Source organism: Actinacidiphila alni (assembly GCF_900112845.1).
Classification (GTDB): domain Bacteria; phylum Actinomycetota; class Actinomycetes; order Streptomycetales; family Streptomycetaceae; genus Actinacidiphila; species Actinacidiphila alni.
The window spans coordinates 266,542-288,833 of record NZ_FONG01000002.1; the positions used below are offsets into that span (position 1 = coordinate 266,542).

17 protein-coding genes and 2 tRNA genes are annotated in these 22,292 nt (G+C 72.6%); 5 read left to right on the forward strand and 14 right to left on the reverse strand.

The genetic code is table 11. The features are described 5' to 3' along the window. Positions 1-31: 31 nt before the first annotated feature. The gene (locus BM076_RS04055) at positions 32-736 is read right to left on the reverse strand and encodes a DUF881 domain-containing protein (RefSeq protein ID WP_093711944.1); all 705 of its coding nucleotides are present in this window, start codon (positions 734-736) and stop codon (positions 32-34) included. 215 nt (positions 737-951) lie between these two features. On the opposite strand from BM076_RS04055, the gene crgA reads away from it, so the two are divergent. Further along, positions 952-1,209: a cell division protein CrgA gene (gene crgA / locus BM076_RS04060; RefSeq protein ID WP_093711945.1), complete on the forward strand. Its 258-nt coding sequence runs from the start codon at positions 952-954 to the stop codon at positions 1,207-1,209. Between the two features lie 340 nt (positions 1,210-1,549). On the opposite strand, the gene BM076_RS04065 is transcribed toward crgA, so the two are convergent. After that, positions 1,550-2,407: a rhomboid family intramembrane serine protease gene (locus BM076_RS04065; protein ID WP_093711946.1), complete on the reverse strand. Its 858-nt coding sequence runs from the start codon at positions 2,405-2,407 to the stop codon at positions 1,550-1,552. A gap of 125 nt (positions 2,408-2,532) precedes the next feature. Further along, positions 2,533-3,081, reverse strand: a complete 549-nt coding sequence (locus tag BM076_RS04070; RefSeq protein WP_093711947.1) for a peptidylprolyl isomerase — start codon at positions 3,079-3,081, stop codon at positions 2,533-2,535. Positions 3,082-3,349: 268 nt separating this feature from the next. Between BM076_RS04070 and BM076_RS04075 the strand changes: the two genes are divergently transcribed. Then, positions 3,350-4,201 carry a DUF5324 family protein gene (locus BM076_RS04075; protein WP_177246314.1) on the forward strand — a complete coding sequence of 284 codons (852 nt, stop codon included), beginning with the start codon at positions 3,350-3,352 and terminating at the stop codon, positions 4,199-4,201. Between the two features lie 145 nt (positions 4,202-4,346). Here BM076_RS04075 and BM076_RS04080 read toward each other — a convergent pair whose 3' ends face one another. From BM076_RS04080 to BM076_RS04090, 3 genes are all read right to left on the reverse strand, one after another. Next, a complete protein-coding gene (locus BM076_RS04080; RefSeq protein ID WP_093711948.1) occupies positions 4,347-5,966 on the reverse strand; it encodes an MFS transporter in 1,620 nt (539 codons plus the stop codon). A 92-nt stretch (positions 5,967-6,058) separates the two neighbouring features. Next, complete coding sequence (locus tag BM076_RS04085) at positions 6,059-9,598, reverse strand: AfsR/SARP family transcriptional regulator (RefSeq protein WP_093711949.1); 3,540 nt, start codon at positions 9,596-9,598, stop codon at positions 6,059-6,061. A gap of 147 nt (positions 9,599-9,745) precedes the next feature. Continuing rightward, complete coding sequence (locus BM076_RS04090) at positions 9,746-10,252, reverse strand: MarR family winged helix-turn-helix transcriptional regulator (RefSeq protein ID WP_093711950.1); 507 nt, start codon at positions 10,250-10,252, stop codon at positions 9,746-9,748. Between the two features lie 84 nt (positions 10,253-10,336). On the opposite strand from BM076_RS04090, the gene BM076_RS04095 reads away from it, so the two are divergent. Beyond that, entirely contained in the window at positions 10,337-10,981 is a 645-nt protein-coding gene (locus BM076_RS04095; protein ID WP_093711951.1) for an FMN-dependent NADH-azoreductase, read from the forward strand. Between the two features lie 285 nt (positions 10,982-11,266). Here the strand turns inward: BM076_RS04095 and bla are convergent, their stop codons facing one another. Both bla and BM076_RS04105 read right to left on the reverse strand, forming a co-directional pair. Then, positions 11,267-12,244 (reverse strand): class A beta-lactamase, encoded by a 978-nt coding sequence (gene bla, locus BM076_RS04100; RefSeq protein ID WP_093711952.1) that lies wholly within the window; start codon positions 12,242-12,244, stop codon positions 11,267-11,269. Positions 12,245-12,505: 261 nt separating this feature from the next. Next, positions 12,506-12,578, reverse strand: a tRNA-Ala gene (locus BM076_RS04105). Between the two features lie 132 nt (positions 12,579-12,710). Here BM076_RS04105 and BM076_RS04110 point away from each other — a divergent pair. Continuing rightward, positions 12,711-13,274: a helix-turn-helix domain-containing protein gene (locus BM076_RS04110; protein WP_093712226.1), complete on the forward strand. Its 564-nt coding sequence runs from the start codon at positions 12,711-12,713 to the stop codon at positions 13,272-13,274. A gap of 29 nt (positions 13,275-13,303) precedes the next feature. Next, positions 13,304-14,629, forward strand: a complete 1,326-nt coding sequence (locus tag BM076_RS04115) for a serine/threonine-protein kinase (protein WP_093711953.1) — start codon at positions 13,304-13,306, stop codon at positions 14,627-14,629. Between the two features lie 77 nt (positions 14,630-14,706). On the opposite strand, the gene BM076_RS04120 is transcribed toward BM076_RS04115, so the two are convergent. The 6 genes from BM076_RS04120 to gyrA form a co-directional block, all read right to left on the reverse strand. After that, positions 14,707-16,125 carry a hypothetical protein gene (locus tag BM076_RS04120; protein WP_093711954.1) on the reverse strand — a complete coding sequence of 473 codons (1,419 nt, stop codon included), beginning with the start codon at positions 16,123-16,125 and terminating at the stop codon, positions 14,707-14,709. Beyond that, positions 16,122-18,338 carry a vWA domain-containing protein gene (locus BM076_RS04125; protein WP_093711955.1) on the reverse strand — a complete coding sequence of 739 codons (2,217 nt, stop codon included), beginning with the start codon at positions 18,336-18,338 and terminating at the stop codon, positions 16,122-16,124. The genes BM076_RS04120 and BM076_RS04125 overlap by 4 nt, the downstream gene beginning before the upstream one ends. Before the next feature lie 231 nt (positions 18,339-18,569). Then, a complete protein-coding gene (locus tag BM076_RS36440; protein WP_177246315.1) occupies positions 18,570-18,710 on the reverse strand; it encodes a DLW-39 family protein in 141 nt (46 codons plus the stop codon). 113 nt (positions 18,711-18,823) lie between these two features. After that, positions 18,824-18,897 (reverse strand) — tRNA-Ile (locus BM076_RS04130). A gap of 72 nt (positions 18,898-18,969) precedes the next feature. Then, positions 18,970-19,599 carry a DUF3566 domain-containing protein gene (locus BM076_RS04135; RefSeq protein WP_407640615.1) on the reverse strand — a complete coding sequence of 210 codons (630 nt, stop codon included), beginning with the start codon at positions 19,597-19,599 and terminating at the stop codon, positions 18,970-18,972. A gap of 4 nt (positions 19,600-19,603) precedes the next feature. Continuing rightward, positions 19,604-22,255, reverse strand: coding sequence for a DNA gyrase subunit A (gene gyrA, locus BM076_RS04140; RefSeq protein WP_407640616.1), 2,652 nt, complete (start codon positions 22,253-22,255; stop codon positions 19,604-19,606). Between the last annotated feature and the right edge of the window lie 37 nt (positions 22,256-22,292).

The following is a 22,292-nucleotide window of genomic DNA, read 5'->3' on the forward strand; positions in this document are numbered from 1 at the left end:
ACGGACGACGAACGACGGACGACGCGACGGGTCACGGCACCGGCTTCGCGTAGTGCAGGTCGGTGGAGCCGGAGTAGCCGGGCAGGGTGGTCCGCTTCTGCGCGCCGACCTTCCAGCCGAGCCCGTAGGCGTTGACGTACTGGAGGTAGTTCTGGATCGACGGGCTGTCGTCGAGTGCCTTGCGCAGTTTCCGCTGGTCACCCACGGCGGTGATGCGGTAGGGCGGCGAGTAGACGCGGCCCTGGAGGATCAGGGTGTTGCCGACGCAGCGCACCGCGCTGGTGGAGATCAGCCGCTGGTCCATGACGCGGATGCCCTGGGCGCCGCCCTGCCACAGCGCGTTCACCACGGCCTGGAGGTCCTGCTGGTGGATGACCAGGTCGTTGGGCTGCGGGTCGGGGACGCCGGGCACCAGCGCCGTCGCGTTCGGCGGGGCGTCGTTGAGGGTGACGTCGACCGCGGGGCCGGTCAGCGGACCGGTGCCGGCCGCCTTGTCGAGGGCGTCGAGCCGGGCGCGTTCTGCGGGGCTGACGCCGTCGCCCTGCCGGGTCAGCCGGTCGACGTCCTGCCGGACCCCGGACAGCTGCCCTTCCAGCTGCTCGTTCCTGCTGTTCTTGGTGCGTACGGTGTCGGACAGCTTCGGCAGCGGGTCGTCGCTGCGGATGTCGACGCCCTTGGCGGTGTTGAAGCTGGTCCAGAAGATCAGTCCGGCCAGCGCGAAGACTCCCGCACTCATGGTGCGCAGCGCTACGGTGCGGTGGACAGGACGGGAGGAGGGGGTGGGGGATACCCCGTCTGAATCCGTCACCGTACCCTGTCTCCTTACAACCCGAGGAAGCACTACGCTAACGGACGCCCGGAAGCGGTGGTGCCCCTTACCCGACCCGGAACCCGCCCGGTTTACCCCGTACACCCGCGCGGTTACGCAGCGCATCGACAGGAGCGTCCCTCGTGCCGAAGTCACGGATCCGCAAGAAGGCGGACTTCACGCCGCCCCCGCAGAAGTCCGCCACGGCCATAAAGTTCAACACCAACCGCGGCTGGGTGGCGCCGCTGATGCTGGCGTTCTTCATCGTCGGCCTGGCGTGGATCGTCCTGTTCTACGTGACCCAGGGCGATCTGCCGGTCGACGCCTTCGGCAACTGGAACATCGTGGTCGGGTTCGGCTTCATCGCGGGTGGCTTCGTCGTCTCCACCCAGTGGAAGTAGCGCCCGCACCCGGTGCGAACAGCACTGCCCCCAGCACTGCCCCGACCGCCCGCACGCCGCGCCCGGACGTTTGTCCACACGGTTATCCACAGTGGGGAAAAGGTCGGAAGATCTGTGGATAACCTCTTCGAGGTTGACGCCGGTACGACCGGTGGCCGGAACGTCGGCCACCGGTCTTTCGCTGATCTTGGGCCTGTTCCCGGGCCTGTTGCGCGGTTCGCACGGCTCTGATCAGGGTCGCTCCAGGAGTTGTGCACACCTTGCGAAGAGCTGCCTACACGCTGTGGATAACGTGTGATCAACGCCAATGGACACGGGTCCGCGGCCGTGGATCCGCCGCTCAGGACGTGATCTGGGCCACAGCGACCCCGGTGAGTGCCAGGGAGACCACCAGCACCGCCGCGAGCGTCCCCCACTGCACCAGGTCGCGGCGCTCGCGCGGCGCGTACGCCATCCCTATGGCGATCACCGTGCCGGCGATCAGGCCGCCCATGTGACCCTGCCAGCTGACGTTGGCCCACGTGAAGCTGAAGACGATGTTCAGCGCCAGCAGGATCAGGATCGGCCGCATGTCGTAGCGCATCCGCCGCATGAAGACGGCGGTCGCGCCGAACAGCCCGAAGACCGCGCCGGACGCGCCCAGGGTCAGCACGTCAGGGGAGATCAGCAGCACGGCCGCGCTGCCGCCGAGCGCGGAGACGACGTAGAGCGCGAGGTAGCGGCTGCGGCCGAGCAGCCGTTCCAGCGGGGCGCCGATCCACCACAGCGACAGCATGTTGAAGCCGATGTGCCAGTACTCCTGGTGCAGGAAGGCCGAGGTGATGACGCGGTACCACTGGTCGGCGCCGTCGGCGACGCCGATACAGGCGTGCTGGCCCGTAAAAGGGTCGTTCCCGCAGATCGCGTAGAGCCCGAGATCGTTGACCAGCCGGTCGCCGACCGCCTTGACCAGCAGGAACACCGCGATGTTCAGGCCGATGAGGATCTTGGTGATCAGGAACGGGTCGGCCGCGACCGTGCCGCCGGCCACCGTACGGGGCGCGGCCGTCCTGCGGTTGGCCTCGTTCACGCACTCCGGGCACTGGAAGCCGACCGAGGCGTTGACCATGCACTCGGGGCAGATCGGCCGCTCGCAGCGCGTGCAGCGGATACCGGTCTCCCGGTCCGGGTGCCGGTAGCAGCAGACCGCCTGGTCCATGAGCCTTCTCCCCTGGTGACGCTGATGACGCGCGCAAGCGTTGGAACGCCGGGACGCCGAGACGCCCCGCCCGTGATACGTGCGGGCGGGGCGTGACGTTCCCGTAGGTGCTTCCGAAGGGTACTTCAGCGCTTGTCGATGGAGACCGACTGCTTGTCGATGACAACGGTCTCGATGACGACGTCGTCCAGCGGGCGGTCGGTGCGCGGGTTGGTGGGGGCGCCGATGATCGAGTCGACGATCTTCTTGCTGGCGTCGTCCGCGACCTCGCCGAAGATGGTGTGCTTACGGGTCAGCCAGGTGGTCGGCGCGACCGTGATGAAGAACTGCGAGCCGTTGGTGGCCGGGCCCGCGTTCGCCATCGCCAGCAGATAGGGCTTGTCGAAGGCCAGGTCGGGGTGGAATTCGTCGGCGAACTCGTAGCCGGGACCGCCGGTGCCGTTCCCCAGCGGGTCGCCGCCCTGGATCATGAAGCCCGAGATGACGCGGTGGAAGACGGTGCCGTCGTAGAGCCGTGCCGTGGAGGGCTGCCCGGTGCGCGGGTCGGTCCACTCCCGGGTGCCTTCGGCGAGCCCGACGAAATTGGCCACGGTCTTGGGCGCGTGGTTCGGCAGCAGCCGGATCACGATGTCGCCGTGGTTGGTCCTCAGGGTGGCGTAGAGCTGCTCGGCCACGGTCTACCTTCCATAGTCTTCGCTGACGGGGACAAATCCTTTCACGGACCGGGTCGCGCGCGGGGGGTTCCCGGACGGTCCGTGACGCGGGAGGCTGCTGGGTGGCGGGAAAGGCTGATACGGCGCCGGTACCGGGGTAGTCGAGGTACGTGGACGACTCGCCCCTGACCCGTATGCGCGTCCGCACATGCCGGACACCGTATGGCGGGGCATGATTTCAAACCGGGTGGAAAGGCGAAAACCGTACGCCACCGAAGAGGAGGATTCCGTGACCCGCATCGACAGCGTGCGCCACGCGGCCGACGTGACGAAGGACAGCGTGCGGCACGCCGCGGAGGTGGCGGCACCGTACGCGAGCACGGCGAAGGAGGGTGCCGCGCACTACGCGCAGCAGGCCGGCACGCTCGCCCGCCAGCAGTACGACGCCCACCTCGCCGACCGGCTGGGCCAGGCACGCGAGCAGGCCAGGGCGGCGGTGCCGCCGAAGGCCGTCGACGCGCTCGACACCGCCGCCAAGCGGACCCGGAAGACGGCCCGCGCGGCGGCCGACTACACCACGCCCCGGGTGCGTGCCGCCGCGGACTACGCGGCGCCGAAGGTACGGGCGGCCGCCGACTACACCGCGCCGAAGGTGGAGTCCGCGGTGAGCGCGACCCGAGCGGTCGCCGTGCCCGCCAAGGACGAGGCGGTGCTGCGCGGCACCGCCGCCCTGCACGCGCTGCGCGGCCAGGTGACCGCGGCCGAGATCGACGGCCTGGTCCGCAAGCGGATCCGCCGCGAGCGCACCGGCCGGGTCTTCCGCGGCTTGGTGATCGCCGGTCTGGTCGGCGGCGCCGCCTTCGCGGCCTGGAAGTGGTGGTCGAAGCAGACCAACCCGGACTGGCTGGTGGAGCCCTCGGAGCCGACCGACGCCGACGACCGCGCGTCGATGAACGGCACCGGCACCCTGACCGTGGTGGAGCCGCTGGAGCACGCCAACGGTTCGCCGAACGGCACCCTCGACCAGGTGGACGGTTCGGTGAACGGCTCCGTGGACACGGACGGTCTCGACCCGGAGGTCGAGGCCAAGCAGGCCGACGCCGACCGTGACGACGAGGGCCGCGGCGGCACGTACCCGTAGGTCCGCGGACCGCCGAGCAGCACGAACGCCGGTGGGCGGGCGCCCCTTCGAGGGGTGCCCGCCCACCGGCGTTCGTACGTGGTGCATGCTGCGTGCTGCGTACGGCCGTGCTGTGTCGTGCGGTGCGGTGCGTGCCGTGCGCCGGTCATACGGCCGGGGCAGGGGCGGCGTTTGCTTCGGCTTCGACCTCGGCCTCGGCATCGGTCTCCACGTCCAGGACCGCGGGGACGTTGCGGAGGGCGAAGAGGGCGACGACCGCGCCGACCGCCATCAGCGCGGCGGCGATGAGGGTGGTGGAGTGCATGCTGTCGGTGAAGGCGGACTTGGCGGCCTCGACGACCTGCTGCCCGGTGCTTCCGGGGAGCGCGGCGCCGGTCCCGACGCCCGAAGTGACGGACTCGCGGGCCGCCGAGGTCTGTCCGGCGGTCAGCCCGCCCGGCAGGGTCAGGTCGCTGCGGTAGAAGGCGCTGAGCACCGAGCCGAGGATGGCGATGCCGAGGGCGCCGCCCAGCTCCATCGCCGTCTCGGAGATCGCCGCGGCCGTACCGGTCTTCGTCCGCGGGACGCTCGCCAGCAGGGTGTCGGCGGTGACCGAGAAGACGAAGATCAGGCCGGCGCCGTTGACGACCAGGGCCGGCAGCAGCAGCCAGTAGCTGGAGTGCGGGGTGACCAGGCCCAGCGTCGCGGTGCTCGCCGCCATCAGGACCAGGCCGAACGCGACGGTACGGGCCCGGCCGATCTTCGGGATCAGCACCGCGGACAGCGGCGCCGCGAAGGCGGCGGACAGCGGACCGGGCAGCAGCGCGAGTCCCGCGGTCAGCGGCGACCAGCCGCGGACCACCTGGAAGTACAGGGAGAAGCCGAGCGAGAGCGTGGTGGCGGTGAACAGGGTCACGACGTTGGAGCCGACCGCGCCGGCGAAGGCCGGGTTGCGGAAGAACTTCAGGTCGAGCAGCGGGTCGGCGATGGTGGTCTGGCGGCGCAGGAAAAGCACGAGGGCGGCGATGCCGATCGCGGCCGAGATCCACACGGCCCGGTCGTCGACACCGTCACGGGCGGCGGTCTTGATCGCGTAGATGACGCCGAAGAGCGCGGCGATGGACATCGGCACGCTCGGCCAGTCCAGCCTGCCCGGCTTCGGGTTGCGGGACTCGGGGAGCAGCAGCCAGCCGGCCACGAGCACCACGGCCATCACCGGCACATTGATCAGGAAGACCGAGCCCCACCAGAAGTGGTCGAGCAGCAGTCCGCCGACCACCGGGCCGAGCGCGAAGCTGGCGGCGCCGATGCCGCTGCTGATGCCGATCGCGGTGGTGCGCTCCTTGGGGTCGTCGAAGGCGCTGCGTACCAGGGACAGAGTGGACGGCATGATCGTGGCGCCCGCCAGGCCGAGCAGCGCGCGGGCCGCGATCAGCATGCCGGGGCCGTCGGCGTAGGCGGTGAGCGCGGAGGCCGCGCCGAAGCCGGCGACGCCCAGCAGCAGGAGTTTCTTGCGGCCGATCCGGTCGCCGATGTTGCCGGCCACGATGAGCAGGCCGCCGAGGACGAAGCCGTAGACGTCGACGATCCACAGCAGTTGGGTGGAGGACGGGTTCAGCTCGCGGGACAGCGACGGGATCGCGTAGTTGAGGACGCTGTTGTCGATGCCGAGCAGGGCGGCGGCGACGCAGCAGATGGCGAGGACGGCCCAGCGCCGTCCGTGCGCCCGGCCGGCGGCTCCGGAGCCGCTGGAGCCGGTGGTGGTGTGCTTCGGTGTGGTGGTCATGCCGAGGAGAATGCGGCGCGCCCCTGACGGCCCCCGCACCGCGCGCTGACCGCTCTACGGCACCCGCTGACCGCCCCGCGGTGCGCGCCCGGTCAGTCCCCAGGGGCCAGGTAATCGGTGACCACGGCGATCGCCGCGTCCCGGCCGAGTCCGGCGGCGCGGGCCCGCTCGCGGTCGTACGCGGCCGTTCCGAGGGCGGCGCGCACGGCCGCGACGGCGGCGTCGGCGTCGGGTCCCGCGGGTGCCCGGCCGCGCAGTGCCTCGGCGGCGCCGAGCAGCGCGGCGGCGGCAGACACGTCGCCGCTCAGCAGCGCCAGGCCCGCGGTCGCCTCGGCGGCGACGGCGCCGCTCAGCGGGAGCTGCATGGCGACGCTGTCGAGGCCGACCGCCTCCCGGAAGTGCGTGCGGGCGAGGTCGGCGTCGCCGTCGGCGACCGCGACCCGGCCCAGGGCGACCAGCACGGCCGAGCGGGTCCCGTTGCTGGAGAACCAGCCGACCGGGCACTCGTCCAGCGCCCGCTCGTACAGCCCGCGGGCGGTGCCGGTGTCGCCGCGCAACCGGGCGCACTCGGCGAGCGTCAGGTGGGCGCGGGCCAGGTATTCGGGCGAACCCGCCCTGCGGGCCAGGTCGACGGCACGGCCGCTGGAGGCGGCGGCCGCCGCCAGGTCGCCGGCCCGGATGCTGTAGGCGGCGCTGTTGCAGAGCAGCTCCGCCATGTCGAGCGCGGAGCCCAGCTCCTCGGCCAGCAGCAGCGCGTCGTCCATCAGGGCGCCGGCCAGCGGCTGTTCACCGCGGTGGTCGGCGAGGTCGGCCAGGACGCTGAGGGTGGTGATCATGCCCCAGCGGTCGCCCTGGCGGCGGAACCCCTCGTAGGAGGCGGTGCATTCGCGCTGCGCGGTGTCCGGGTCGCCGTTGATGATCCAGGACTGGAAGCCGGTGCCGAGGTGGATCAGCGCGCGGTACCAGGGGTGGTCGTCGGAGGCGAGGAAGTCCGCGAAGGCGTCCTCCAGCACGCTCGTGTCCTCCTCGGGCACGCCCGCGAAGGGCGCCCACAGCAGGGTGAGGACGGGGTAGCGGCGGGACAGCCGGTGCATCGCGTCGACCACCCGGGTCGCCGCGGCGAGGTGACCGGCGAATTCCTCGGGGTCGGGCAGCATGCCGACCACCGCCATCACGCAGAGCGCATACTCCTCCTCCATGCCCTCGGGCACGTGCGGGCCGAGCACGCCGAGGATGCGGCGGGCGGGCGCGACGCCCTCGTAGCGCACACCGCGCAGCAGCCAGTACGAGGAGAGCGCCGCGACCAGCCGCATCGCTCCGTGGATGTCGTCGGCGTCCAGGCAGCGGTGCAGGGCGGCCTGGAGATTGTCGCGTTCGCCGTCCAGCAGCCGCAGCCACTCCAGCTGTTCCGCCCGGCGCAGGTGCGGGTCGGCGGTGAGTGCGACGTCCAGGAAGTACGCGGCGTGCGCCCGGCGGGTGGCCTCGGCCTCGCTCTCGCCCGCTCCCGCGCCTGTGGCGTCCCCGGAAAGTCCCCCGTGACGTTCCCCGGTACGTTCCCCGGTACGTTCACCGTGACGTTCCCCGGTACGTTCACCGGCCGCCGCGAGCCGCTCGGCGCCGTACGCCCGGATCGACTCCAGCATCCGGTAGCGGACCCGGCCGGCGCCGTCCGGCTGTTCGGCGACCACCAGGGACTTGTCGACCAGCGCGTCCAGCAGGTCCAGGACGTCCTCGGCGAGGATGTCCGTGCCGTCCGCGCACACCGCCTCGGCCGCGTCCGGTGTCCAGCCGCCGGCGAAGACCGAGGCGCGGCGGAGCACGGCCCGTTCGTCGTCGGGCAGCAGCTCCCAGCTCCAGTCGACGACGCCGCGCAGCGTGCGCTGCCGCGGCTGGGCGGTGCGGCTGCCGCGCGACAGCAGCCGGAAGAGCGCGTCGGGCCGCACCCCGAGGCTGTACGGGGCGTCGTCGACGGGCAGCGCGCCGAGCCGCTCGGCGATGTCGGTGGCCGACAGCGACCGCAGCCGGGCGGCGGCCAGTTCGATGGCGAGCGGCAGGCCGTCGAGCGCGGTGCACAGCCGCAGGACGGCGTCGAGCGTGGCCGGGTCCGCGGTGGGATCGAAGTCCGGCCGTACGGCGACGGCCCGTTCGGTGAACAGCCGGACCGCGGGGGACCGCAGCGCCTGCTCCCGCCCGCTGCCGGGCGCGGGCAGGTCGAGCGTAGGGACCGGGCTCAGTATCTCGCCGTTGATGCCGAGCGCCTCCCGGCTGGTGACCAGCAGCCGCAGACCCGGCGCCTCGGCGAGCAGCCGCTCGGCCAGCCGGGCCGCGTCCTCCACCACGTGCTCGCAGTTGTCGAGGACCAGCAGCAGCGGGCGGGCGCCGAGGGCGGCGGCGATCCGGGCGACGGGGTCGGGCGCGCCGCCGTGGACGGCCGCCCCCAGCAGACCGCCCTCGCGCAGACCCAGCGCGCCGAGGACGGCCTGCGCCACCTCGGAGCCGTCGCCGATCCCGGCGAGCGGGACGAAGTACGCGTCCTGCGGGTGCCGTCCGGCCGCCTCGACCGCGAGGCGCGTCTTGCCCGCGCCGCCGGGACCGATCAGCGTCACCAGCCGGTGCCGCGCCAACTGCTCGCCGATCCGCTCCAGTTCGGTGGCGCGGCCGACGAAGCTGGTGAGCTGGGCGGGGAGTTCATGGTGGGGCGGGGCGTCGGCAGGGGCTCCAGGGGGAGCCGCCGACGCTGTTGCCGACGATGTTCCACGTGAAACATGTCCGGCCGCGCCCGCACTGTCCCCGGTGTCGGTTTCACGTGGAACATTCCCGGGCCGGTACGGGTCGGGCTTTCCGGGGTCGGGGGCCGGACTGGTCACGGGGGTGGGTACCGATGCGGGTGCGGGCGGGAGCAGGGCCGGGTCGCCGCGCAGCACCGCCAGGTGCACGGCGGCCAGTTCGGGCCCGGGATCGGCGCCGAGCGAATCCGCCAGCTCCCGCCGTGCCTCCTCGTACGCCTCCAGCGCCTCGCTCTGCCGGCCGCTGCCGTACAGGGCGCGCATCAGCTGGGCGCGCAGCCGCTCGCGCAACGGGTGTGCGGCCACCAGCTCGCCCAGCTCCGCGACCAGCGAACGGTGCCGGCCGAGCGCGAGGTCGGCCTCGATCCGGTCCTCGACGGCGCCCGTGCGCAGCTCCTCGAGACGGACGATCTGGGCGGCGGCGAAGGGGGCGTCGCCGACGTCGGCGAGGGCGGGCCCGCGCCACAGCGCGAGCGCCTCGCGCAGCAACTCCTCAGCCGTACCGGGGTCGTTGGCGGTCAGCGCGGCCCGGCCCTCGGTGCTCAGCCTGCGGAAGCGGTGGGCGTCCACCTGGTCCGGGTGGACGGCCAGCCGGTAGCCGGCCGGGTGCCCTTCGAGCGGTACGGGCAGCACCTGGCGCAGCCGGGAGACCTGCGACTGGACGGCGTTCCCGACGCCCGCGGGTGGCTCGTCCCCGTAGAGGCCGTCGATCAGCCGCTCGGCGGTCACCACCCGGTCGGCGTCGAGCAGCAGCAGCGCGAGCAGGGCGCGGCGCCGGGGGCCGCCGAGCGCGACCTCACCGCCGTCGGCGCCCACCACCCTTGTCGCGCCCAGAATGCCGAACATCACGCCCCCGTCCTCCGCCGCGGTCGTCACCCCGTGGCCCCCGTACCGCCAGAAGGCCAGTCAACCGCCACGGCAGCCCACTGGCCAGCAAGGCGACGACCGGCTCGCGCGGCCAGGGCCTCCGTCACGGGCCGCCCGGCACCCGCGTCAGCAGGACCCGGCGTCGGCCGGCGGTTCCTCGACGCAGGCGGCGTGCTCCGACGCCGTGCCGTCGGAGCCGTGTCCGGCGGCGGCCAGTTGCAGCAACTCGTAGAGGGTGTCGCGCTGTTCGGTGTCAAGACCGCACAGCACCTCGTCCTCGACGCGGGCCAGGGCGAACTCCGCGGCGGCCAGCCGCTGCACGCCCGCGTTGGTGAGCTGCACCAGGTGCCGCCTGCGGTCCTCGGGCGAGCGCAGGCGCTCGATCAGGCCGTCCGCCTCGAGGTCGTTGAGCAGGCCGACCACATTCGCGCGGTCCATCATCAGCGTCGTCGACAGGGCCTGCTGGGTGCTGCCGCGCTGGTCGCGCAGCACGGTGAGGGCCACCAGGTGCCGCGGCCGCAGCCCGAGCGGCGCCAGCACGGACTCGGCGTGCAGGCGCATCCGCCGGGAGAGCTGGTCGAGCAGCGCTCCCGACCGGCGCGGGGGCTGGTTCAACACGGGCAAAGAGGCCACCTCGGAAGTCTATCGGGCGGGCCGGAATCATGACGTGCTATAAATCGTTGGTGCTACACAAACCAAGTATGAAGGGTTAATCACATGCCTCATCTGCTGCACATCGACTCGAGCATCCAGGGCGACCGGTCGGTCAGCCGCAAGCTGACCGCGCGCGCCGCCGACGCCTGGAAGGCCGCCCACCCCGATGGCACCGTCACCTACCGTGACCTGGGCAAGGAGCCGATTCCCCACCTCCACTCCGGCACCGTTTTCGTGGCGATGATCCCCGAGGCCGACCGCAACGACGAGCAGGCGGCCACCTACGCCCTGTCCGTCGAGCTGATCGACGAGATCCGCGCCGCCGACACCGTCCTGCTGGGCCTGCCGGTCTACAACTTCGGCGCTCCGAGCAGCGTCAAGTCCTGGGTCGACCACCTGATCGTGCCCGGCCTGTCCGTCGACCCCGAGACCAATGAGGGCCTGCTGACCGGCCGCGACTTCGTCGTGCTCGCATCCCGCGGCGGCGGCTACGGCCCCGGCACGCCGCGCGAGGGCTGGGACCACGCCGAGCAGTGGCTCCCGCACGGCATCGCGATGACCGGCCTCACCCCGCGTTTCATCACCGCCGAGCTGACCCTCGCCCCCGTCAACCCGGCCATGTCCGAGCTGATCCCGCTGCACGAGAAGAGCCTCGCGGCGGCCGAGGAGTCGATCGACGCGCTGTGGCCGCGCCCGCAGGCCGCGTGACCGCGACGTCCGTCAGGGCGTCCGCGCGCTAGGGCGTGTCCGCAATGTCGCTCCCCCAGCTACCGCTGGGTGGTGCCCCCAGCCGGCGGCGCCTGGCACGCACGCTCTCCCCCTGCCTTCGACGGGAGGTGCCCCCTGCGTTGTCGGGCTCGTCCGAGTAGGCCCACTACGAGGACGACCTCCCCCAGACTCCGTCCGGGGGTACCCCCACCGCCTTGCGATCGCACGCACCAGACACCGCCGGCCCCGCCCTGCGGGCGGACGCCGCGACATTACGGACACGCCCTAGGCGGTGGCGCCGAGGCCGGTCAGGGCGGCTTCGGCGGCGCGGGCGATCAGGGCGTCGTCGCGGGCCGCGTCCTTCGCGGCGCGGCGGGAGAACACGGCGAGGACCACCGGCGCGGCGCCGGTCGGCGGCCACAGCACGGCGATGTCGTTGCGGGTGCCGTAGCCGCCGGTGCCGGTCTTGTCGCCGACCCGCCAGTCCCGGGGAACGCCGGCCCGGATCGTGGTCGCACCGGTCGTGTTGCGCCGCAGCCAGTCGGTCAGCAGCGCCCGCCCGTCCGCCGGCAGCGCGCCGCCGAGCACGTACGCACGCAGGTCCGTGGCCATGGCGCGCGGCGTGCTGGTGTCCCGGGGGTCGCCGGGGACGGCGTCGCTGAGGTCGGTCTCGGTCCGGTCGCAGCGGGTGACGCGGTCGCCGAGCGCCCGCAGCGCCTCCTGGAGCCGGCCGGGACCGCCGAGGTCACGGAAGAGGACATTGGCCGCGGTGTTGTCGCTGTAACGGATCGCCGCGTCGCACAGCTCCCGCAGCGTCATCCCGGTGCCGGCGTGCCGCTCGGTCACCGGCGAATTGCTCACCAGATCGGCCGCCCCGTACCGCACGAGCCGGTCCATCCCCGCCGCGCCGCTGCGGTCCAGCACCGCGCCCGCGAGTAGCGCCTTGCAGGTCGAGGCGTACGCGAAGCGCTCGTCCGCCCGGTGCGCGACGCTCCGGCCGCTGCCGGTGTCCACCGCGAAGACCCCGAGCGTGGCGTCGAAGGTCTTCTCCAGCGCGCCGAACTCCCGCTCCGTACGCGGGTCCCGCGACGACGCGGCAGCCGACGTGGCCGGCCCCGACGTACCCGTACCCGACGGCCCCGGCGTATCCGACGGCCCCGGGTCCGTACCGCTGCCGCCGCCCGAGCAGCCCGCCAGCGGAAGCGCCCCAACCAGTGCGGCGGTCAGGGCGGTACGGCGGGAGACGGGCTTCGCGGGGCGCATGTCCGGGCTTTCGTGCGGCGGCGATCGGGCACCGTCGAGCCTAGGAGACGCAGCCCGGCGCCAGGCGCGTGACGCGCGCGGTCCACCGGGCAAGCCAGCCGTAGGCATGCCTCGCCCAGCACCGACGCGCGCCCCGTGATGTTCCACGTGAAACCCTGCCCGGTCGGCCTCCCGGAAGGCCCCGGGCATATCACCGCAGCAGACGTCGGCGGCCCTCCCGTCCGTACCGGACAAGAGGGCCGCCGACTGTATTTCCTTTTGTGGAGCCTAGGAGATTCGAACTCCTGACATCTGCCTTGCAAAGGCAGCGCTCTACCAACTGAGCTAAGGCCCCGCTTCGCATGACAGCGTACCGGTTCCGGGGCGGGGAACCGACCGGGTATCGCGGGTGGACCGATCGGGCGGGGCGGTACGTAGGATGGGTTTGCTCGATTCGCTCAAGCAAACGGGAGCCCGGATGGACCGGATGGACACGTCGGCGCGGGACTCGGCCAGCCGGGCGGAGGAGGCCAGGGAGCTGCAGCGGGGGTGGTACGGGGAGCCGCTGGGGGATCTGTTCCGGCGGCTGCTGGGCGATCTGGGGCTGAACCAGGCGAAGCTGGCCGCGGTGCTGGGGCTGTCGGCGCCGATGCTGTCGCAGCTGATGAGCGGGCAGCGGGCGAAGATCGGCAACCCGGCGGTGGTGCAGCGGCTGCAGGCGCTCCAGGAGCTGGCGGGGCAGGTGGCCGAGGGGCGGACCGGGGCGATCGAGGCGGCGGCCCGGATGGACGAGATCCGGGAGCTGGCCGGGTCGTCGGTGCTCGGCGGCACGACCACGCACTCCGCGTCCGGCGAGCTGCCGGCGCCGCCCGCGCGTCAGGTGGTGCGCGGCATCCAGACGGTGCTGCGGTCGGTGGCCTCGGCGGACGAGATCGAGGGCGCCGCCCGTTCCCTCGCGCCCGCGCACCCGCACCTGGCAGAGTTCCTCCGTGTGTACGGCGCCGGGCGGACCAGTGAGGCGGTCGCTCACTACGAGGCGCATCAGGACTGAGGGCAGGGCTGAGGGGACGGGCGCGCACCATGGGTGAGGTCTTCGCGGGCCGGTACGAGCTGGTCGACCCGATCGGGCGCGGCGGCGTCGGCGCGGTCTGGCGCGCCTGGGACCACCGCAGGCGCCGGTACGTGGCCGCCAAGGTGCTCCAGCAGCGCGACGCCCACGCCCTGCTGCGTTTCGTGCGCGAGCAGGCGATGCGGATCGACCACCCGCACGTCCTGGCCCCGGCGAGCTGGGCGGCCGACGACGACAAGGTGCTGTTCACCATGGACCTGGTGCGCGGCGGCTCGCTGTCGCACCTGATCGGCGACTACGGGCCGCTGCCGCCGCACTATGTGTGCGTGCTGCTCGACCAGTTGCTGTCCGGGCTGACCGCCGTGCACGCGGAGGGCGTGGTGCACCGCGACATCAAGCCCGCGAACATCCTGCTGGAGGCCACCGGCACCGGCACCCCGCACCTGCGCCTGTCGGACTTCGGCATCGCCATGCGCAAGGGCGAGCCGCGGCTGACCGAGACCGACTACGTCGTCGGCACGCCCGGCTACTTCGCGCCCGAGCAACTGGTCGGCGCCGAGCCGGACGTGCCCGCCGACCTGTACGCGGTCGGCCTCGTGGCGCTCTATCTGCTCGGCGGGCAGAAACCGGACGCGCAGGCGATCTCGGAACGCTTCCTGGCCGCGGGCATGCCGCCCGCCCCGATGGGGGTGCCCGAGCCGCTGTGGCAGGTGATCGGGGCGCTGCTGCAGCCGGACCCGCACGCCCGGTTCCGTACGGCCACGGGGGCGCGCAAGGCGCTGTCCGCCGCCGTGGAGATGCTCGGGGAGCCGCCGGCCGACGACGAGCCGGTGGAGGTCTTCGACCAGATCGGGCCGCTGCCCGAGGGGTTCGGGCCCGGCGGGCCGCTGCCGGCGTCCTCGCCCGCCGCGCCCGGCGGGGAGGCCGCGCGTGTCCCGGACCCGAGCCCGGGCCCGGCCCCGGCTCCCGTCGCCGAGGAAGTGGCCGCGGCCCACGCCACGGCCGGCTTCCCACTCGCGCCCCCGGCAGCCCGACCGCCCGCACCCGCACCCGTACCCGCACAAGCCGCACAAGCCGCGCAGCAGCACCCGGTCACCCACACGCGGACCCGCGCCGAACCCGCGCCCGCCCACGTATCCGCGCCCGCACCCGTACCGGCGCAGCCGCTGCCGCCCGCCACCGCCGCGTCGGCCGGCCCGCCGGCCGAGGGCACCGTCTCCGCGCAGCTGCCCGTACGCGGCCGACGACCGGGGCCGCCGGCGAAGATCGCGGTCCCGGTCCTGGTCGTCGCCGTCCTGTGCATCGCGGTCGGCATCGTGGCGCTGCTGGCGTCCTGACGTCCCGACGCTCTGACCTGCAACTCAGCACCTGGTGAAAGTGGTTCACCAGACCGCCAGGCGGCGGTAAGGGCAATTCACCAGGCCGGCGGCGGCCCGTATCCGGACTGCTGGGAGCCCGCCTGTTGGGAGCCCGACTGCTGGGCACCCACCTGCTGCGGCACCGCGTCCACCGGGCGCCCCGCCCGCCGCCGCGCCGCCGCGTACCAGACCGCGAGGGTGAGCAGCAGCACCGTGCCCGCGCCCAGCGCCGCGAAGGCGAGGAAGCGCATGCCGGAGGTGCCGGAGGACGATCCCGCGCCGTCGGTCGGGGAGCCGTCGGCGGCCGACACGTCGTGCGCGTCGATGCCGATGCCCGCCGTGCCCGGGTCGCCGTCGTAGGCGGGCGCCGCCTGGGCCGTGCCCTTGACGTCCACCCGCAGGGTGACCGGCACCGCCCCGGTCACGGCGTGCGCGACATCGGGGTGCACGCTGACCGCGAAGTAGTACCAGCCCGCGTAGCGCACCCGCACCACATCGCTGTCGCTCGCGGCCCGGTTGGCGTACGAGACCGGCGCGAGCCGCTCGTTGAGCGAGGTCGGCGAACCGGAGTAGGCGTTGTCCGAGCTGTCGATCAGCTCGCGCACCGGGCTGTACGAGGTCAGCCGCACGCCCCCGCTGACGTATGTGGACTGGTCACCGTTGACCGGCGCGCTGGAGAAGTCGGAGAAGACCGTGGCCTGCTGGCCCCAGTCCACCGGCACCTTGTAGAAGCGGGTCTCGCCGGGCAGCACCCTGTCCTTCCAGATGCCGGTCCTGACGGCCGCGGCGGTCGTGAAGCTGGTGCCGCCGTGCGCCTGGCGCGGGGTGCCCGCGGTCAGCGGGGTCGGCGAGGCGGAGCCGAAGTTCGGCGCGGGCTGCGCCGTCGTGCCGGGCTTCAGCGCGGGTTCGAGGACGAAGCGCAGCTCCAGCGGCCACGCGCCCGGGTCGGAGGTGGCCGCGCTCTTGCGGTGCACCGACAGCGTGTACTGGTTGGCCTCCTGGCAGTCCGAGTCGACGCCCATCAGCCGCGCCACCGCCGAGCCGATCGGCCGGGCCGCGCCGTCGGTGTCGAAGGTCTCGTCGCGGCTGTCGCAGTCCGAGCCGTCCGCGCTCTGCAGCTTCAGCTCGATGCCGTCCCCGTACGTCACCCGCGAACCGGCCGGCGGCAGCGCGTACGCCGACACGTACGCCGAGGACTTCGCGTCCAGCGTCACCCCGTAGATCCGGGTCTCGTCCGGCTTGATGGTGTCCTTGTACGTGGTCGCCGGCTCCATCGGCGGCGCGTCCGCGGTGGTGCTCGCGCCCGCGATCGCGGTGCCGCTCGGCGGCCAGGTGGCGGGCGGTGCCTCGGCCGGCGCCGAGCCCGCCGGCCCGGACCCGGACGGGGATGGCGTCGAATCGGCCGCCGCGTGCCCCTGGAGGGCGGCGAGCGCGAGCACGGCCGCCGCCGCGGTGAACGTCAGTTGGCGCTTCATGCCCCACCCCTGTGGTCGGTGCCGTCGAAACCGTTCCGGTTCTGTGTCTGCGGACGCGTCGGCGCGTCCGGCGGTGTGCCCTCGTGCGGTGTGCCCTCCGGCGATGTGCCCTCCGGCGATGTCCGCGTCTCCTGCCGGGTCGGCGTGAGCGTCGGCGCGGGCGGGCCGCCGTACGGGCCTGTGGGCGGCCCGCCGTACGGCCCGCCGTAAGGCCCCGGACTCCCCGGCGGATACGCCGCCCGCCGCGCCCTGGCGCCGTGGACCAGCAGCGCGACCCCCACCCCGGCCAGCGCCACGGCGCCGCCCGTACCGGCCGCCAGCAGATCCGTACCGGTGACAGGACCGAGCACACCGCCGGAATCGGATCCCGACCCCGAATCCGAGCCGGAGCCCGAGCCCGCGGCGGCATCCGTACGGCGGTGTTGCGCGCCGCCGCCGTCCCGCCGCGCCAGCGTCGGCGCGTGGTACTGCGGTCCTGCCAGCTCGTCACCGGTCACCGCGACCCGCAGGATGACGCCCACGGCCGCGTTCTTCGCCAATTGCGCCGCGTCCGGGCCGAGTCCGACCGCGATCCAGTAGTCGCCCGCGCTGTGCACGCTGTCCGCGGCGTCACCGGTCACCCAGCGGTTGGTCCAGGTCACCGGGACGGTGCCGAGGCCGACCGACAGCGGCTTGCCGAAGTACGACCGCTCGCCGCGTACGTCAGAGGCGCTCTCGATCGGCAGCCTGCCGGGCGCGAAGGCCGAGGTGGTGACGAAGGTGTCGGCGGTGCCCGAGGCGTCGTCGAGCACGGGCTCGTTGGCGAATTCGGCGGTGTAGCTGAGCTGTTGCCCCCAGCCGACCTTCACCTTGTAGTACCGGGTCTGGCCGGGCAGCAGATGGTCCCGCCAGACGCCGGTGCCGACCCGGGTGGCGTCATTGAAGCCGGTGCCGCCGACGAGGTCCTTGGGCGTGCCGGTGACCGGCGCGGGCGCGGTGCCGTAGTCGGTACGGGCCGCGGCCGGCGTGGTGCCCGCGGGCAGCGGCGTCTCGGCCTCGGCCCGCAGTTCCACCGGCCAGCGGCCCGGGTCCGAGGTGGGCGCGCTGGTCCGGTGCACCGACAGCAGATAGCGGCCCGCCTTGTCGCAGTCGTCGGTGTGCTTGGCGGTCGGCACCCGGCTGACCGCGCCGGTCAGCGTCATCGCGCCCTCGTCCTGGCCGAAGTGCGCGGACTGCGTGTCGCAGGTGTAGCTGTACTCACCGGTCGTGCCGAGCTTCAGCTCGACACCGTCCCCGTACGTCACCGGCACGCCCGGCTGCGGGGCGGCGGTGACCGACAGGTCGGCGGTCGAGACGGCGTCCAGCGGGACCGCGTACCAGCGCGTCTCGCCGGGGCCGATGGTGTCCAGGTACTGACTGCCCTGGCTGCCGGTGCTGATCGCGGCGGCGTGGGCCGCCGTGTCGCCCCCGGTGATCCGGGTGCCGGAGAGGCGGTAGGCGTCGGCGCTCAGCTGCGAGGCGCGCACCAGCTGGCGGGCCAGCGAGGCGGCGTCCGGGGCATCGTAGTACGCGCCGTGCCCGGCGCGCGCCACGCACTCCAGCTCCTCCCGCGCCGCGCCCTTGACCTGGAAGCCGACCGTGTCGATCCGCAGGTCGAGCCCCGAACTGCCGTCGCCCGCCAGCTTCGCGGCCACGTCGCAGGGCTTGGGCGTCCCGCAGGTGGACTCGCCGTCCGAGATCAGCAGGATCGTGCGCCGCCCGGTGGCCGGCAGGTCATCGGCCGCCTTGGTCAGCGCGAGCGCGGTGGGCGTGTCCCCCTTGGGCCGCACGGCGGCCACCGCGTCCTTGACGGCGGTGCGGTCGAGCGCGGTGACCGGCTGGGCCAGCGAGGTGTCGTCGCAGCCGTGCGGCTTGCCCGCGCCGTACACGCGCAGCCCGGTCGGGTAGCCGTCCGGCAGCGCGTCCACGACGGAGCCGACGGCGGTGCGCGCCGAGGCGATCCGCGTACTGCCCGAGCCGTCGGGGCCCGCCATCGAGCCGGAGGAGTCCAGCACCATGATCAGGCTGCCGTCCGAGGCGGCGGGCGCGGCGGGAGCGGACGGTGCGGCGCTCGCCGTACCCGCCCCCGCGAGCCCGGTCAGCACCGTCAGCGCCGCCAGGCACGGCAGCAGCAGTACGGCCGCCCAGCGCCCCGCCCGCCACCCGGCCCCGGGATCCGGTGGTCGTCGGTCCATGTCGTCACGTCCCCCTCGCCAGACTTGATTTGCACAAGCAAAGCTAGAGATTTGCTCAGGCAAACTCAAGCCGTTCCTGTCACGGTCCGGCAACAACGAGACCCGGCCCGGCGCCCGGCGACAACGAAGCCCCGGCGGCACTCAGCTCATGAGTGCGGCCGGGGCCCGGAGACGGTGTGTGCCGTGCGTACCGTGCATACGTTCAGGCCGACGTGCCGGCCGTCCGTACGCTCAGGCGGACGTGCTGGATCCCGCCGGAACGGTGTCGGTCGCTTCGGTCCACAGGTCCTGCTCGGCGCGGTCCGCCTGAATCTGTCGGTACACGAACAGTCCGGCGACGGCGGCCAGGGCGACCAGAAGAAACTTCTTCATCGCGTGACCTCCTCCTTGATTCCGTGGGAAGAGCTTCTGACGCGCCCGACTATACACAGCGGGACAAAAGCCAAAGGCCCCCGACCGTCAACCGGTTGGGGGCCTTCACGCGGTGGGGCTACCAGGACTTGAACCTGGGGCCTCTTCCTTATCAGGGAAGCGCTCTAACCGTCTGAGCTATAGCCCCGCGCTGCACCGAAAGATTAGCGCACCCCGGGCCATGTCCCAAAATCGGTATCCACGGCCCCGGGGTACGCGGCTACTCGTCCTCCGCCAGCGTCAGCTCGATACCGCCGACGAAGCCCGCGGACAGGTTGTAGACGAAGGCCCCGAGGGTGGCCAGCGCGGTGGCCAGGATCACGTCGATCACCGCGATCACGGTGGTGATCATCATCACCCGGGAGAGCGACAGGAACGACACCAGGTCGAAGCCGCCGCTGCCGCCCTGCTCGGAGGTGGTCGCCTCGCTGATGGTGTCGCCGACGGTGCTGAAGACGCCGATCGCGTCCAGCACCATCCACAGCACCGCCACGGCGATGATCGTGCAGATGCCCAGCGCGATGGAGAGCAGGAAGCTCACCTTCATCACCGACCACGGGTCGGCCTTGGCGATCCGCAGCCGCGCCTTGCGGGTGCGCGGCACCGACCGGGCCGCGGGGCGCGGCTTGCGCACCCCGGCGGCCGCGGGGTTGCCGCCGCCCGACGCCGACGGCGGCGCGCTGGGCGCCGGCGGCGCGTACGCCTGGGCCGGCTGGTGCGGCGGCGGCTGACGGGTGTCCGTCACGGTGTATCCCCCCTCTTGAGGGCCGCTGAGGTTGGCCGAGCCACGGCCATGGGCACCACCCCCGGTCCGCCCGGCCCCACCTGTGGCGCCCGTGGCTCCACTCACGGCTTTACTCCTCCGCTTCACCGGCCACGGGCTCCAGACCCGCGACCGCTCCGTCGTCCTCGCCGGCCTCGGCCACGATGGCCGACTCCGGGTCGTCGTCCGCTTCGGCGTTGCGCGCGATGCCGACAACGGCGTCACGCTTGCCGAGGTTGATCAGTTGGACGCCCATGGTGTCACGGCCCGTCTCCCTGACCCCGTTGACCCGCGTACGGATCACGCCACCGCTGAGCGTGATGGCCAGGATCTCATCGGTTTCCTCGACAACCAAAGCGCCGACCAGAGAACCCCGGTCCTCCACGATCTTCGCCGCCTTGATCCCGAGTCCGCCGCGCCCCTGGACGCGGTACTCGTCCACCGTGGTGCGCTTGGCGTACCCGCCGTCCGTGGCGGTGAAGACGAACGTACCGGGCCGGACGACATTCATCGAGAGGAGTTCGTCACCGGGGCGGAAACTCATCCCCTTGACGCCCGACGTCGCGCGGCCCATCGGGCGCAGCGCGTCGTCCGTCGCGGTGAACCTGATGCACTGCGCCTTCCGGCTGACCAGCAGCAGGTCGTCCTCGGCGGAGACCAGCTCGGCGCCGATCAGCTCGTCGGACGTCGCCGCGGTCGCGCCCTCGCCGTCCGCGTCGCCCTCGGCCGCGCCGGACTCGCGCAGATTGATCGCGATGACACCGCCGGCCCGCGGCGAGTCGTAGTCCTTGAGCGCGGTCTTCTTCACCAGACCGGCCTTGGTGGCCAGCACCAGGTACGGCGCCGCCGCGTAGTCCTTGATCGCCAGGATCTGGGCGATCCGCTCGTCCGGCTGGAAGGCCAGCAGATTCGCCACGTGCTGGCCGCGCGCGTCCCGGCCGGCGTCCGGCAGCTCGTACGCCTTGGCGCGGTAGACCCGGCCCTTGTTGGTGAAGAACAGCAGCCACTGGTGGGTGGTGGTGACGAAGAAGTGGTCGACGATGTCGTCCTGCTTCAGCTTCGCGCCCCGCACGCCCTTGCCGCCGCGCTTCTGCGACCGGTAGTCCTCGGTCTTGGTGCGCTTGACGTAGCCGCCGCGGGTGATCGTGACGACGATGTCCTCCTCGGCGATCAGGTCCTCGATGGACATGTCACCGTCGAAGGGCACCAGCTTGCTGCGCCGGTCGTCGCCGAACTTGTCGACGATCGCCTGCAGTTCCTCGCTGATGATCTGCCGCTGCTTCTGCGGCGAGGCGAGGATCGCGTTGTACTCGTCGATCTTCTGCTGCAGTTCGTCGTGCTCGGCGACGATCTTCTGCCGCTCCAGGGCGGCCAGCCGGCGCAGCTGCATCTCCAGGATCGCGTTCGCCTGGATCTCGTCGATCTGCAGCAGGCCCATCAGGCCCTCGCGCGCGACCTCGACGGTCTCGCTGCGCCGGATCAGCGCGATGACCTCGTCGATCGCGTCGAGCGCCTTGAGCAGGCCGCGCAGGATGTGGGCGCGCTCCTCGGCCTTGCGCAGCCGGAAGCGGGTGCGCCGGACGATGACCTCGACCTGGTGGTTCACCCAGTTGCGGATGAACGCGTCCAGCGACAGGGTGCGCGGCACGCCGTCGACCAGGGCCAGCATGTTGGCGCCGAAGTTGGTCTGCAGGTCGGTGTGCTTGTACAGGTTGTTGAGCACGACCTTGGCGACCGCGTCCCGCTTGAGGACGATGACCAGGCGCTGGCCGGTGCGCGAGGAGGTCTCGTCGCGGACGTCGGCGATGCCGCCGATCCGGCCGTCCTTCACCAGGTCGGCGATCTTCTGCGCGAGATTGTCCGGGTTGACCTGGTACGGCAGTTCGGTGACCACCAGGCACTGCCGGTTCTGGATCTCCTCGACCGCGACGATCGCGCGCATCGTGATCGAGCCGCGGCCCGTACGGTAGGCGTCCTCGATGCCCTTGCGGCCGACCACCAGGGCGCCGGTCGGGAAGTCCGGGCCCTTGATCCGCTCCATGAGCGCGTCGAGCAGTTCCTCGGCGCTCGCGTCCGGGTTGGCCAGGCACCACTGGGCGCCGTCGGCGACCTCGCGCAGATTGTGCGGCGGGATGTTCGTCGCCATGCCGACCGCGATGCCCGCCGAGCCGTTGATCAGCAGGTTCGGGAAGCGGGCCGGCAGGACCGTCGGCTCCTGGTTGCGGCCGTCGTAGTTGTCCTGGAGGTCGACGGTCTCCTCGTCGATGTCCCGGACCATCTCCATGGACAGCGGCATCAGCTTGCACTCGGTGTACCGCATCGCGGCGGCCGGGTCGTTGCCCGGGGAACCGAAGTTGCCGTTGGAGTCCACCAGCGGCATCCGCATCGACCACGGCTGCGCGAGGCGGACCAGCGCGTCGTAGATCGAGGAGTCACCGTGCGGGTGGTAGGTGCCCATCACGTCGCCGACGACGCGCGCGCACTTGTAGAAGCCCTTCTCCGGCCGGTAGCCGCCGTCGTACATCGCGTACAGCACGCGGCGGTGCACCGGCTTGAGGCCGTCCCGTACGTCCGGCAGCGCGCGCGAGACGATGACGGACATCGCGTAGTCGAGATAGCTGCGCTGCATCTCGGTCTCGAGTCCGACCGGTTCGATGCGCAGCCCGCCCGCTTCGTTGCGCTCGTCCATCTCGGACGGCGGCACGTCGGGCACGGGGGGAATGTTGGGGGTGTCGTCGGCCATCGCTGTTACAGAGTCCTTTCGTACGGCCCGGGTTGGC